Raw genomic sequence first — 14,530 nt, 5'->3', positions numbered from 1 at the left:
CCATGGACTACGTGACGCAGATTATCGACCCGCCGCCGTCGCGCACTCAGTTGTTGCTGGACGGCGTGCGCGCGCTGCGCAAACCCAAGCTCGACGGTGCGCCCGCGTTGCCCACGGCGCTTCTGGTGCGCTCGGCGGCGCAGCTGTCGCCCAGCGGCATTGCCGCGTATGGCCGCGCGTGTGGTTTCCGGCGCGAGCAGGGCGTGCCGCTGTCCTATCCCCACGTGCTGGCGTTCCCGTTGCACCTGATGCTGCTGACTCGGCCCAGCTTCCCGTACCCGGCCAGCGGCATGGTGCATCTGGCCAATCGCATTCGTCAGCACCAGCGCTTGCAGGAAGGCCAGGCCCTGCGCCTTGAGGTGTTTTGCGAGCGCTGGGTGGCGCATCCCAAGGGCCAGGCGCTGAGCATTGCCACCCGCGCCTATGGCGCGGGCACGCTGGTGTGGGAGAGCGACAGCCTGTACTTGCGCCGCGCCGTGAAAACCCCGGTGGGCGAGCCGTGGGACGACGTGCTGGCATTGCAGGAAGAGGGCCTGTTACGCACCCAGCGCTGGGTGTTGCCCGCCGACCTGGGCCGGCGATTTGCCAACGTATCGGGCGACTTCAACCCGATTCATACCTCGCTGATCGGCGCAAAGGTCTTTGGCTTTCGCCGCGCCATTGCCCACGGCATGTGGACCCTCGGCCGCGCGTTGGCCGCGCAGCAACCGCCGGGCGGCCTGGATCAGGCCCACGCCCATTGCGACTTCAAGCTGCCAATCTTCCTGCCCGGCCAGGTCGCCCTGTGGAACCGGCCTGTCACCGGCCCACGGCGTGAGTTCGAAGTGCGCAATGTCGCGGGCGATAAACCCCATATGCGTGGGCTTTTTATTTGGCTGCCCACTTGTGAAGAGCGCCCCCAATGAATGACTACAGCTTTAACCCGGCCCCGACCCGCCGCGTGGCGATCATCGGCGGCAACCGTATTCCCTTTGCCCGCTCCAACACCGTGTATGCCCACGACAGCAATCAGGATTTACTGGTCGCCGCCTTGCAAGGCCTGGTGGACCGCTACAACCTGCACGGCCAGCGCCTGGGCGAGTTTGCTGCGGGCGCGGTGATCAAGCATTCGCGGGATTTCAACCTGGCGCGTGAATCGCTGCTCTCCACCACGCTGTCACCCGCAACACCTGCCTACGACGTGCAGCAAGCCTGCGGCACCGGCCTGGAAGCCGCCTTGCTGGTGGCGAATAAAATCGCCCTGGGCCAGATCGAAGTGGGCATTGCCGGTGGCTCCGACACCACGTCCGATGCGCCTATCGGCCTTAACGAAGCGTTGCGTCATAGCGTGCTCGCGGCCAACCGGGCCAAGGGCATGGGCGCCAAGGTGAAGGCATTATTGAAGGTGCGTCCGTCGATGTTTTTCAAGCCGTTGCTGCCGCGCAATGGCGAGCCGCGCACTGGCCTGTCCATGGGCGAACACTGTGAAGAAATGGCCAAGCGCTGGCAGATCAAACGGCTGGCCCAGGATGAGTTGACCCTGACCAGTCACCAGCGCCTGGCGGCAGCCTACCAACGCGGCTTTTTCGACGACCTGATCAGCCCTCATCGCGGCCTGGCCCGTGACAACAACCTGCGCGCCGATACCAGCCTGGAAAAACTCGCGGGCCTGGCGCCTGCCTACGACCGCCAGAATGGCACCCTCACGGCGGGCAACTCCACGCCGTTGACCGATGGCGCGTCAGTGGTGCTGTTGGCCAGTGAAGCCTGGGCGGCAGAACGGGGCTTACCGGTGTTGGCCTACTTGCGCACCGGCGAGACGGCAGCGGTGAACTTTGTCGACGGCACCGAAGGCTTGTTGATGGCGCCGGCCTATGCGGTGCCACGTATGCTCAAGCGCGAAGGCCTGAGCGTTGCCGACATTGATTTTTTCGAGATTCACGAAGCCTTTGCCGCCCAGGTATTGTGCACCCTCAAGGCCTGGGAGGACGCCGATTATTGCCGCGAGCGGCTCGGCCTGGATGCACCGCTGGGCAGCATTGAGCGCAGCAAGATGAACGTTAACGGCGGCTCCCTCGGCTGTGGTCACCCGTTTGCCGCAACCGGTGGCCGACAACTGGCGGCACTGGCCAAGACCATTCACGAAAACGGCGGCGGACGCGGCTTGATTTCGATCTGCGCGGCGGGTGGGCTGGGCATCACCGCCATCGTCGAAAAGTAGCGCTATCAATAACAACAACAAGGAGACTGCCATGAACGCTGTAAGCCTGGAACGCACTGAACGGATCTGGTTGAACGCTTACCTGCCCGGCGTCCCGGCGGACATTGAGGCCGGTATCGACGCCTACCCGTCGTTGCGCGAAGTATTCCTGGAACACCTGGAGAAATTTCGCGAGCGGGTTGCCTACGTCAGTATCGGCACCGAAATGACCTATGCCGACTGGCAAGTGCAAGGCTTCGCGTTTGCCGCGTGGCTGCAGGGCCAGGGTGTAAAAAAGGGCGACCGTGTGGCGCTGATGATGCCCAACTGCTTGCAGTACCCGATTTGCCTGCTGGGCACGATCCTGGCCGGTGCGGTGGTGGTGAACGTTAACCCGCTGTACACCGCCCATGAACTCAAGCATCTGCTCAAGGACAGCGGCGCTGAAACCGTGGTGATCTTCGAAAACTTCGCGCGTACCCTGGAAAAAGTCGTGGCGGGCAGCAACGTCAAGCGCGTGGTGGTGGCGGCCATCGGCGATTTGCTGGGCACCTTCAAGGGCGCGGCGATGAACTTCATCCTGCGCCATGTGCAAAAGCAGGTCCCGGCGTTTAATTTGCCCGGCGCGGTACGCTTCAACCAGGTGCTGAAACAGGGGCGGGCGCAGCATCACTTGCCGGTCGCCATGGGCCTCGATGAGCTGGCCTTTTTGCAATACACCGGCGGCACCACGGGCGACGCCAAGGGCGTGATGCTCAGCCACCGCAACATCATCGCCAACCTGCTGCAAGCCAAGGCGTGGGTCGGTGATCAGTTGGATCAGCACACACAGGAAACCAACGTCACCTTGCTGCCGCTGTACCACATCTTTTCGCTCACGGTGAACTGCCTGATGTTCATGTGCCTGGGGGGGCGTAACATCTTGATCGCCAACCCTCGGGACGTGAAGCGGGTGCAGATGATTCTGCGCAAGGAGCGCTTCAATGGGATTGCCGGGGTCAACACGCTGTTTAACGGCTTGCTGGAGAACGAGGCATTCTGCGCGCGGGACTTCTCGGATTTGCGCATGGTGATTGCGGGCGGCATGGCCACGCACACGGCGGTGGCCAAGCGTTGGAAGGAAGTCACCGGGGTGCCGATTGTCGAGGGTTACGGGCTGACCGAATGCTCGCCAGTGGTGAGCATCAGCCCCATCGACATTTCACGCATGCGCGAGATGGAATTTACCGGCAGCATCGGCGTGCCGTTGCCGTCGACCTGGGTGCGCTTTATTCGTGAGGATGGCGAGTTGGCCGACATCGGTGAGCAAGGCGAACTGCAAGTGCGCGGCCCGCAGGTGATGCAGGGCTACTGGAAACGCCCGAAGGAAACCGCCGAGGTGCTGGATGCCGAGGGGTGGTTGGCGACCGGTGATATCGGCGTGATGGACGAGCGCGGCTATATCCGTCTGGTTGACCGCAAAAAAGACCTGATCCTGGTCTCGGGTTTCAACGTGTACCCCAATGAAATCGAAGACGTGGTGGCGTTGCACCCAGGTGTCGGCGAGGTGGCGGCAGTCGGTGTCGAAGACGCTGTGACCGGGGAGAAGGTCAAGATCATTGTGGTGCGCAAAGACCCGAACCTGACTCAGGAACAGCTTCTCGCCCATTGCCGGGAATACCTGACAGGGTACAAGGTGCCGCGGTATGTGGAGTTTCGCAGCAACGAGTTGCCCAAGACGACGGTTGGCAAAGTACTGCGCCGGGCGTTGCGCTGATTTTAAAGCGTTGATGATCTCAATGTGGGAGCGGGCTTGCCTGCGATGACCATAGGTATCTACGCAACTCTTTGTGTTGCTTTAAGCCTGTGAGGGGTTAGGGAGATTGAGTACATATCCGTTGCTGTGGTAACGGCTGCTTAGGGTTCCGCTCTTACAGCGGGTCACTTTTTTACAAACGCCTAAAAAAGTAACCAAAAAACGCTTTGCCCCACCACTCGGTACCTCGCCCAGGCTCGGTATGCCCGCACTCCGGCTTGAATCCGTGGGCCGCCGCAATGGGCCATCCCTGGCCCAGTGCGGCTAACCCGGCGTCCTGCCGGGTTACCCACGGATTCAAGCCTGCGTTCGGCCATCGTGGTTAACGGGGCCTGTCAGATCAAGATCAACAGCAGATCAAAGTCAAAAGCAGAGCACGGCGGCCTGAAAGCCGACCTGAGTGGTTGAAGCAAAAGCAGAGCAACAGCACAGCAACAGCACTTTTACCGGATGAAATGAGATCCAAATGTGGGAGCGGGCTTGCTCGCGAATGCGGCGTGCCAGTCAGCTCATTTGTAACTGACCCACCGCGTTCGCGAGCAAGCCCGCTCCCACAATGTTGATCGAGTTCAGCTGCCAGCACCGTAGTGCACTGCTTTTCTGTGGGAGCTGGCTTGCCTGCGATGCAGATACTTCGATACATCAGGCATACCCAGCCGCAGACCCCATACCAGCTCCCAGATTGACCCAATACAGTCTGAAGAACTGCCCACCTTCTGCCTGATGTACCCAGTTCCAAATGTGGGAGCGGGCTTGCTCGCGAAAGCGGTGTGCCAGTCGGCTTATTTGTAACTGACCCACCGCATTCGCGAGCAAGCCCGCTCCCACAATTTTGACCGAGTTTAGCTGCCAGCACCGCAGTGCTCTGCTTTTCTGTGGGAGCTGGCTTGCCTGCGATGCAGACACCTCGGTCCACTAAGTACACCGAGTTGATGCTATCGCAGCGGTTCGGCGGTCCGACAAGCCCGCTCCCACATTGAACCTGTTCAGCGCTCGGGATTCAGGGTTTCCAGGCTGCCGGATTCACCAGGTTTTTCGGCCGTTCCCCCGACAATGCCGCGAGCAGATTATCCACCGCACAACGGGCCATCGCTTCCCGCGTTTCGTGGGTCGCCGAACCGATATGCGGCGTGGCCACCACGTTATTCAAGCGCAACAACGGCGAGTCGTGATTCAGCGGCTCACGCTCAAACACATCCAGGCCCGCCGCGCGAATCGTACGTTGCTGCAGGGCCTCGACCAGCGCGGCTTCATCGACGACTTTGCCCCGAGAAATATTGATAAAGATCGTCTCGGGGCCCATCAGCGCAAATTCTTCAGCACCAATCAGTTTTTCGGTTTCAGCCGTGAGCGGCAGCGTCAGGCAGACAAAGTCAGCCTCCTTGAGCAACGCCGCGAGGCTGCGGTATTGCGCGCCGAAGCGCGCTTCTACCAACGGCTTGGGCGAGTGGCTGTGGTAGATCACCGGCATGCCGAAACCGAAATGCCCGCGTTGGGCCAGGGCTTCACCGATGCGGCCCATGCCGATAATGCCCAGGGTCTTGCCATGCACGTCGCTGCCGAAATGCGAGGGGCCGATGTTTTTGTTCCACTGGCCGGCACGCACCATGTCGGCGAGTTCGACCACGCGACGGGCAGTGGCCAGGATCAACGCAAAGCCGGTGTCCGCGGTGGTTTCGGTGAGTACGTCCGGGGTGTTGCTGAGCAGGATGCCGCGTTGGGTCAGGTAGTCGATGTCGTAGTTGTCGACACCGACCGAGACGCTGGCCACTGCTTCCAGGTGGGGCGCCAGAGCGAGCAGCTCGGCGTCCAGGCGCAGGCTCGCACCCAGCAGCCCGTGGGCGCTGGGCAGGGCGTCACGCAGCCTGGCCAGGCCGGGCTCGTCCAGCGCGTCGATCAGGGTGACATCGGCGTGCTCGTGCAGGCGGGCCATCAATGGCGCCGAGAGTTTTTTGTATAAAACGACAGACTTCTTCATTGGGTTTTTACCTTCAATTCAAACGTAGGCGACGGCGCGCGCTCACGGTCGCTGGCGCCGGGCTTGAGGAAAATCGTCAGCACCACGGCGAACATCAATGCGCCGCTCATCAGCAGGTAGGAGGCGCCGGGCGAACCGGTGCTGCTATTGAGATAACCCACCAGGTACGAACCACCGAACGAGCCGAGCGCGCCCATGCTGTTGATCAGCGCCATGGCGCCACCGGCAACGTTGGCCGGCAGGATCTCCGGGACGATGGCGAAGAAAGGGCCATAAGGCGCGTACATGCAGGCGCCGGCGATCACCAGCAGGGTGTAGGACCACCAGAAGTGCTCGGCGCCCAGGACGTAGGACGCGTAGAAAGCGATGGACGCGATCAGCAACGGCGGCCACACAAAACGTTTACGTTTTTGCAGCTTGTCCGAGCCCCAGGACACTGCGAGCATACCGATGACGGCTGCCAGGTAAGGCAGGGCGGACAGCCAGCCCGCTTCGACCATGTCCATCTGCAAACCGGCTTTGAGGATCGACGGCAGCCACAGCACAAAGCCGTACACGCCGATGCTCCAGCAGAAAAACTGTAACGCCAGGATGATGACCTTGGGCGAGCGAAAGGCTTCGGCGTAGTTTTTCACGGCCTTGATGCCGACTTGCTCGGCCGCCAGGGCGGTTTCCAAGTCCTGCTTCTGCGCGTCACTCAGCCACTGCGCATCCTTGGGCCGCTCATCTGCCAGGCGCCACCAGATAAACGCCCAGATCACGGCTGGCAGGCCTTCAATGATAAACATCCAGCGCCAACTGAAATGCTGCACCAGATAACCTGACACCACCGACATCCACAGCATGGTCACCGGGTTGCCGAGGATCAGGAACGTGTTGGCCCGCGAGCGTTCGGCACGGGTAAACCAGTGGCACAGGTAAACCAGCATCGCCGGCATCACCGCGGCTTCCACCACCCCTAGCATGAAGCGAATGGCGATCAACATATAGGCGTTGGACACCACCCCGGTCAGGGTGGCCAGGCCGCCCCACAGGATCAGGCTGACGAAAATCAGTTTTTTAACGCTGCGTTTCTGCGCGTAGATGGCCCCCGGCACCTGGAAGAAAAAGTAACCGAGAAAGAACAGCGCCCCCAGCAGCGACGACATGCCTGGGGTGATCATCAAGTCTTCGGCCATCCCGGAGGCGGCGGCGAAGCCGTAGTTGGCGCGGTCCAGGTACGCCAGGCTGTAGGTGATAAAGACGATGGGCATGATGTACCACCAGCGGCGGGTGGCGAGTTTCAAGGTATCCATGGGGTTGCTCCTGAGCTTGTTGTAGTTGTGGCAACAGGGTGTGGGTCATGCAACGGATCGAGTGGGTAACGCCGAACGGGTGGGCAGGCCTTCCATATCGCCGCGGCTTTGTACGGCGCGGCTGCCGATCCAGTTGCCGCGCTGTACGGCCTCGGGGAAGCTGAGGTTGTCGAGCAAGGCGCTGATCATGCCGACGGCAAAACCATCCCCGGCGCCGACGGTGTCGACGACTTTTTCCACCGGCACGGCGGCGACAAAGCCCTGGTCCATGTGGGTGCGGAAGTAAGCGCCATCCGGCCCAAGCTTGATGGCCACGGCTTCGGCGCCCTGGTCGAGGTAGAAGGCGGCGATGTCGGCCGGGTCGTCGAAACCCGTGAGCAAGCGGCCTTCGCTCAAGCCCGGCAAGACCCAGTCAGCCAGGCGTGCAAGGGCGTTTATCTGGCGAATCATCTGCGGCTGGTTGGCCCACAAGGACGGGCGCAGGTTCGGGTCGAATGACACGCTGCGCCCGGCTTTGCGCATCTGCGTCATCAGCGCCACGGACAGCTCGCCGGTGGCCTCGGACAAGGCCGGCGGAATACCGGTGGCATGCAGGTGCCGCGCTTGCAGCAGTGCGGGGCGAATGTCGGCAATCGACAAGTGACTGGCGGCCGAGCCTTTGCGGAAATACTCCACTTGCGGGTCTGCGCCAGTCTCTTCGCGGGACTTGAACTGAAAACCGGTGGGGTGCAGCGGGTCGACCGTCACATGCTGACAATCCAGGCCTTCCTTTTTCAGTGTGTCGATGACAAACCGCCCGAGGGAATCAGCCCCGACCCGGCTCAGCCAGGCAACATTGAAACCCAGGCGCGACAAACCGATAGCGACGTTGCTGTCGGCCCCGGCAATGCGTTTGTGGAACTGGGCCACCTCGGCCAGGTCGCCGGTCTGTTCGGCGACGAACATCGCCATGGTTTCACCGAACGACAGGATATCGATCTCAGACATGGGCATTCTCCGCACGGGGCTGGCCAAGGAGGGCGAGGGCGGCGACGTGTTGCGCGGTGACGTCGGTCAGGTCTTCGCCTTGCAACGGGTATTCCACGGCCCGGGTAATACCTTGAGTCATATGCTTGAGCAGTTGTTCCCACATGTGCAGGTCGCAGGCGCTGGGTGGCAAGGCCACCAGCTTGCCGTCCTGGCGCCGCGCCACGGCCTTGCAGTGCAGGTAGTCCACGTGCCGGCCCAACAGGCGGGCGGCGGTGACTGCGGATTGGTCCTGCCACTGCCAGTTGCCGATGTCGAACGTCATTTTGACCGGCAGACCCAGGCGTTCAACCTCGGTGAAGAAGCGCTGCATCGGTTCGATACGGCCGCCGTGCAGCGTCTGGTCGTTTTCCACCAGTAACTGGACCGGGTGGCGGTTGAGCAGCGCGTGCAGGCTTTGCAGGTCGTTGGTGTCGGTGAAGTAGCCGAGGGAGACTTTCAGCCAGCGTGCGCCGAATGCTTGCGCGCGGTCCAGGGTGGCGGCGAGTTCGGCATTCGGCTGGGCGCGCCCGGCGACCCAGAGCTCCAGCGGTGATGAAAACACCGATTCCAGGCCGTGCTCAGCGGCGGCCTGGGCGAGGACGGCGGGTTGTTCGGTGGTCAGCAGTTCTTCACGCCATTCGATGCGCTGGGCGCCGGCAGCATTGAGCAACGTGACAAAACTCAATTGGCCCTGCTGGCGAACCAGGTCGGCGCCGTAGCTGGAGAGGCTGATGGAGACGGGGTATTTATGCATTGTTGTTTACCTCTGAAACCGGTTTCATTTTTATTCACAAAACACGCGTGGGAACGGGGTTGCCGGCGATGGCGCTGAATCAGTCGATTACTGCGTCGGCTGGGCAGCCGCGATCGCAGGCAAGCCGGCTTCCACAGGGGATTGAGTTGAGCCGCGAATGATCAGTTCCGGCAAAAGGTCCAGTGTGCGGGTCGGCGCGTCATCGCCGCGCAAGCGTTTGAGCAGGCAGTCGAAGGCGCTGGCGCCCATCGCTTCGGTCGGTTGGGCGAGGGCAGTGATGCCGTTGCCTACCAGCGGGTACCAGTCCAGGTCATCCAGGGCGATCAGGCCGACCTCATCAAACAGGTTGCAGCCCAACGACTTGAGCGCGCGGGTACAGGCCAGGGCGGCGATACCGTTGGCGCAGAACAAGGCTTTGGGGCCGGGGTTGGCAAGAAAGGCCTGCAGACGATTTTCCAGCTCGGCATCGAGTTCCAGCACCGCGCCGGTCAACCCCGGGCGACTGGCAATCTCGGCCTTGAAGCTGGTCTGGCGTTCCAGTCGGGAACTGGTGCCATCGGCGGCTTCGCTCACCAGCAACACATCGCGATAACCCTGCTGCTGGAGATGCTCCACGGCCATGCGTACCGCCGCGAAGTTATCCAAACCCACCATGTCGCTGTGCAGCGGCTCGACCTTGCGGTCGACCAGCACCAGCGGCATTTCCCGTTGCAACTCCAGCAACTGGTCGAGGTGATGGCCAAGGGTGTTCACGATCAACCCTTCGATGTTGTACGAACGCAACGCAGCCAGATGCTGGCGCTCCTGCTCGTCATCGCGGTCGGTGTTGCACACCACCAGGCTGTAGCCGTGCTGGCGGCAGGCGGTTTCGACGCCGTGCATCACGGCAATGGAATAGGGGTTGCGGATATCGGCCACCAGCATGCCGATCAGGCGCGTGCGCCCACGTTTCAAACCGCGCGCCATCTGGTTGGGGCGGTAGCCGAGCTCACTGATCGCCTGTTCGATGCGCAAGGCAATGGCGTCGGACAGTAAGGCGCGGTCATCACCGATAAAGCGCGACACGCTGGCTTTGGACACCCCGGCGCGTTCGGCGACGTCGAGCATGGTCACGCGGCTGCGCTGGGCGGCGGAAAAAGAAGTCACGGTGGCAGGCCTTTCTTATTGGAGGTGGTGATGCTGTGAAACCGGTTTCAGGAGACCTCAACAATGAAAGCCCGTCAAGTGTATTTCGCTTTAAGCACGTCCGCTCAGTGTGGCCAAACCCGACGAACGGAGGTGTTACCTGTGAAATCTGACAGTATCGGCTCACCGCAATTGGGTATTGAATCCTGCTTAACGCAATGCGTAATAGTTAATCGCCGAGTTAGCGGAGAACACCATGGAAAAAACGTTAGTGGATAATAACGGCAATAATGCCGAAGGTTTAACCAGCACCGTGCCCGTCGGTATATCCGCTACGCCGACATTGGCTCCGCTTAAGGTTGTTGGTGTTCTGCCCGATGGGCTGGTTCCCCTGGAGTTATCATTCAAAGACATTCCGGTGGTTATTGATACACCGTGGATGTTTCTGGCTGGGGAAAACGAAACTGACTGGCTATATATTGTTTGGCATGTGCGTGGTAGTCAGCCTGTCGATATCGGACCCATAGCGTTGTCCGGGCCTCTGACGGAGGCTAGCTTTCCTTATGATAAAGCCAGTATTCCTAAGGATTATTTTCAGAACAACGCCGTGGTGGATATATTTTATCGCGTTCACCCGCTTGAGTTGGATAACCCGTCATTCGAATACTCACCTGTGTCTACAATCATTATTGATCGAGCCGCTCCAGGGGCAGGCCAGGATTTGGCGGCTGCAACATTTGTTAATAACCCCATTACCGAGTTTGATCTTAGTAATAATCAGACGTTGGATATTATCATCCCCGGCGATTACCTTGATCGAAAAACAGGTGATACGGTGCTCGGCTATTTAAACGACACTGAAGCAACGGTGTCGCGTCCGCCCAATCATCGGCAGTCTTTTGTGGCTGTCAGCGGGCCAATGACTATACAGATGCCGGTGGCGGAAATTCGTAAGTTCTCCGCTTTTTCGGAGCTTTATTTCATTTACCGCTTACAAGACAAAGTCGGCAATCTATCGAGTTACTCATTTTCCGCCAAGACCCAGCTGCGTCTGAATGCGCTGCCTGCCAATCTGTCACCGCCTGAAGTGCCGGCGTATGAGTCCGATCTGTTGATTAATCGAGAGGACGCCCGCGGTATTGTTTCGGTGAGAGTGCGTCAGTATGACAACCTGTTGCCGGGTGATCAGTGTGTTGTCGAGTGGGATGGCATCAGGCTCCCTGCGACAACGGTCAACCGGTTGCCCCATTCGGTCGTCGTGGATTGGAGCGTACTGATCGCCAAGGGCGCGAACCTGCGGCGAATTATTAATTTGCCGGTGCGTTACTTCATTCTTCGTGCGGGAGATACCGTCGGCCCGGGCGTACGCTCGCCGCTGAAGCTCGTCACCGTGGACATGACGATCGCGGGCCAGGAAAACCCTCAGGCGCCCGCACTGCTGAACCGTCAATTAGCCCTGGTCAACATCCAAGGCGCGGTCTCCGCGACCCCCAATCGTTTGGACAGCCGCGATGCCAACAAGCCGGTGAGAGCTTCCTTTGCCTTGTTCGACAACCCCTTAGTGGGCGAGCGTGCCTTACTTTACTGGCCGGGGCAGGCGGCGCCGGTTGCGACTTATCTTGTCAAAGCAGGTGATGTCGGAGGGCGAGTGGTCGACTTCGACAACCTGATTCCCTGGTCGGTGGTCCAGGCCGGTGGCAGTAATGCGACGACCCTTGTGAACTATCAGACGGACAATGGGGTAAACCAGCAGTTGTCCCCTGATCAAACTGTTTTTGTCAGTCTTGCCCCGCCCATCAACTATCCACGGCCGAGTTTTCCTCAGTCGTTACAACACCCTAATCGGATTCTTAATTGCAATACCAAGCCACCGATTTGGCAGGTTGTTGAAGTGTTGATTGATCCGAGCCCACAGGTACTGCAGCCGAACGATGTCATCGTATTGTCATTGCAGGGTTTCAGGAATTATCCCGACCGTAACCCAATTCCGTCCACTGCCGACACGTTTGAATTCAAGTGGGGCACCGGCCCTGATGGCAAGCCAAATACAGTCTATCGCTTCCAGATAACGGCGGCAGAGTATGAAACGTTGATCAGGCCGTTGAGTGATTTCGCCGGCGGTTCGGCACGTTACAGCGTATTCCAAAATAAGATTCTGATCGGCACGTCAGCGATAGCCTATGTGCAAATTGATCGGAAGTTTAGCACGGGTAATTACTGTGGACCGAACGGCATAGGGCCAGGTGAAAAATAATCAGGTTGTTTTAGTCGCCGGCGCGTTAATGGAATCGTAAGTGATTAACGCGTTGTCGATGTGTTTTTTACCAGTTTGTGCATATCAAGCAATTAAGGAGACTATGAAATGGTTGATAAAATATCAGCGAGAGATGCTGCGGCTATTCTCGCCATTAATCCCACTCTGCCTGCACCGATATTGGTAGAGAAACTGGATGACACGGGCCTTGTTGCAACAGCGACGGCAGATACTGGAATTACCCTTATGTGTTACACGGGTCAGTTTTCAGCGCCTGAGTATTGGATTGAAGTCCAATCCAGAGACCTCAATCGACCGGATGCCGATTGGGGAGTCATGAAGAAAAAAGCTCAATTGAATGTGGCTGAAGATATTCTTACTCCTATTGTTATCACAGCCCCTAGTGGCGGTTTTTTGCACCGTCATGAAGAAATGCGGTACGTCATTTATGAGGACTTGGGGGGCGTCGCAGGGGACCCCTCTGAATTTTCGGATCCGGCACCCTTTATTGTTGATAGGTATGGTCCCTATCGGTCTGTCAATGATGGCAATAGCAAACCCCCGCTGAAAGTAGTCCTGCCGTCTACGCTGCCATCGCCGCTTACCAGTACCTACATTGCCAATAATCCAACCATCCCTGGCAATGTACTGCCCAATAACTTTACCGAGGCGGTCGGCCAGTTTGCGGACGGTGATATGGTTCAGTTGTTCCTTGGGCCAGACATGTTTAACAAGGATGACAAATATAAGGTAGGGTCCCCGTTCCCAATGTTGGGCGCTGCCAACACTCCGTTTTCATTTCCGACATCAGCGTTCACCGCTGACGCTACCCAGTACTTGTACTACATCCTCACAGACAAATCCGGTAACCAGAGTTTGCCCTCCAGTGCTGAACTTCTGAAGGTGTCGGTGTTGGATCCACCGGGCCAAGGACAAATTTTTATCCCGTTGGCGCCGAGCCCAGAATCGGGAACTACCGATGATTTACTGGACAACGCTGACTATCAAGCAGTGATTGAGGCGCGGGTAAGAGCTTTCACGAACCACCAACCCACATTGGATCAAATTGAGATTAAATGGGGCTCGCAGCCTTATAGCCTTCTGACGCCGGCTACGGCATTCGATGTGGTGTTCAAGGGCGCCGCCCTCAACGCATTGATTCGTGCTGAATATGGCGCTCAGGTAGGGCCGCAACCGGTCACTGTGCTCTACCGAGTCGTTCGTGGCAGCGAAATATTCCCCTCGACCCCGAAAGTGATCAATGTCGATTTAAGTGTTCCAGGGCCGGTCAACCCCGGAGAGCCAGGAACACCTAATATAAATCTGACCCCAGCGCGCTTTTTTGGTCGAGGCACCCCGCCGAGCGGGCAGGACACACTAAAAGACGTTGACGCCAATCTGCCCGTCAATGTAGAGGTCGATATTTGGACCACGGGTGCGCCTCCTCAAGCGGGCTATATGATTAATCTTGTGAGGCCTGATGGCACCATCATCCAGCCTCCACAACCTATCGGTACGTTGCTCCCGGGTGAAACGCTCAAGTTTACAATTCCATGGAGCGCTATTGAACCTGGCGGTAATGTCAAACAGCTCTTTCATTACATCGTTACAGGGCCGGGCACAACCAACCCGAATATATCACCCGCCACCCCGGTTGATGTTATAGGCGCGATTACTCAGGCCCTGCCTGCCCCTGTATTCCAGCGACTCACTTCCGGTGAGGTGAGATGCACTTCATTGGTAGACATTCCAGGGACAACGCCGCCTGACCATTACCTTGAGCTCTTTGTGGCGGGGGACACACGGATGGTGGTTGGGCGAAAACTGACTCTGAACGCCAAGGTATTCAGGCCCCGGACCGGTACACCGTTAGTAACACAGCCCTTTAGTACTGACGTTGATATAACGGACGCTATCCGCCTGAGTGGTTACACGTTCAGGCTACCGTATCGCGCTCTACTTATTTATCTGCGCATAGGCACGTTGGAAGTCACCGTCACCACGACTTTTGCCGACGGGGTGGTAGGGCGTGGTTTTGCGTCGGTCGGTGGGCGTTCAGTCGTCGTCAATGCGTATTGTGATAAGGAAATAGTAACCCCTACCACGCCTTGATAAAAAGAGCTATCCGCAGCGCCTCCCCCT

Annotated in this window: 10 protein-coding genes; 5 read left to right on the top strand and 5 right to left on the bottom strand. The window is 58.9% G+C overall.

Features of this window, described 5'->3' with window-relative positions; translation table 11 throughout:
• Positions 1–2: 2 nt before the first annotated feature.
• The 3 genes from JFT85_RS03910 to JFT85_RS03900 are packed head-to-tail and all read left to right on the top strand — an operon-like array spanning position 3 to position 3,935.
• Entirely contained in the window at positions 3–905 is a 903-nt protein-coding gene (locus JFT85_RS03910) for a MaoC/PaaZ C-terminal domain-containing protein (protein ID WP_078828131.1), read from the top strand.
• Positions 902–2,200: an acetyl-CoA C-acetyltransferase gene (locus tag JFT85_RS03905; protein ID WP_069551457.1), complete on the top strand. Its 1,299-nt coding sequence runs from the start codon at positions 902–904 to the stop codon at positions 2,198–2,200. The genes JFT85_RS03910 and JFT85_RS03905 overlap by 4 nt, the downstream gene beginning before the upstream one ends.
• Positions 2,201–2,231: 31 nt before the next feature.
• Positions 2,232–3,935, top strand: coding sequence for an AMP-binding protein (locus JFT85_RS03900; RefSeq protein ID WP_053256368.1), 1,704 nt, complete (start codon positions 2,232–2,234; stop codon positions 3,933–3,935).
• Positions 3,936–4,974: 1,039 nt separating this feature from the next.
• On the opposite strand, the gene JFT85_RS03895 is transcribed toward JFT85_RS03900, so the two are convergent.
• From JFT85_RS03895 to JFT85_RS03875, 5 genes are all read right to left on the bottom strand, one after another.
• Positions 4,975–5,952 carry an NAD(P)-dependent oxidoreductase gene (locus JFT85_RS03895; RefSeq protein ID WP_053256367.1) on the bottom strand — a complete coding sequence of 326 codons (978 nt, stop codon included), beginning with the start codon at positions 5,950–5,952 and terminating at the stop codon, positions 4,975–4,977.
• Positions 5,949–7,247 carry an MFS transporter gene (locus JFT85_RS03890; RefSeq protein WP_078828132.1) on the bottom strand — a complete coding sequence of 433 codons (1,299 nt, stop codon included), beginning with the start codon at positions 7,245–7,247 and terminating at the stop codon, positions 5,949–5,951. The genes JFT85_RS03895 and JFT85_RS03890 overlap by 4 nt, the downstream gene beginning before the upstream one ends.
• A gap of 45 nt (positions 7,248–7,292) precedes the next feature.
• Positions 7,293–8,234 carry a sugar kinase gene (locus tag JFT85_RS03885; RefSeq protein ID WP_069553505.1) on the bottom strand — a complete coding sequence of 314 codons (942 nt, stop codon included), beginning with the start codon at positions 8,232–8,234 and terminating at the stop codon, positions 7,293–7,295.
• Positions 8,227–9,009 carry a sugar phosphate isomerase/epimerase family protein gene (locus tag JFT85_RS03880; protein WP_053256364.1) on the bottom strand — a complete coding sequence of 261 codons (783 nt, stop codon included), beginning with the start codon at positions 9,007–9,009 and terminating at the stop codon, positions 8,227–8,229. Before JFT85_RS03880 ends, JFT85_RS03885 begins: the two co-directional genes overlap by 8 nt.
• Positions 9,010–9,096: 87 nt before the next feature.
• The gene (locus JFT85_RS03875; protein ID WP_069553503.1) at positions 9,097–10,155 is read right to left on the bottom strand and encodes a LacI family DNA-binding transcriptional regulator; all 1,059 of its coding nucleotides are present in this window, start codon (positions 10,153–10,155) and stop codon (positions 9,097–9,099) included.
• A gap of 235 nt (positions 10,156–10,390) precedes the next feature.
• Here JFT85_RS03875 and JFT85_RS03870 point away from each other — a divergent pair, with 235 nt between their 5' ends.
• Entirely contained in the window at positions 10,391–12,388 is a 1,998-nt protein-coding gene (locus tag JFT85_RS03870; RefSeq protein WP_242486516.1) for a hypothetical protein, read from the top strand.
• A 108-nt stretch (positions 12,389–12,496) separates the two neighbouring features.
• Positions 12,497–14,500, top strand: a complete 2,004-nt coding sequence (locus tag JFT85_RS03865; protein WP_053256361.1) for a hypothetical protein — start codon at positions 12,497–12,499, stop codon at positions 14,498–14,500.
• Positions 14,501–14,530 lie beyond the last annotated feature (30 nt).

It is taken from the genome of Pseudomonas sp. TH04 (genome assembly GCF_016651355.1).
GTDB lineage: Bacteria > Pseudomonadota > Gammaproteobacteria > Pseudomonadales > Pseudomonadaceae > Aquipseudomonas > Aquipseudomonas fluorescens.
Note: the sequence above shows the minus strand (reverse complement) of the source record. Positions and strands in the feature narration are given on the sequence as shown.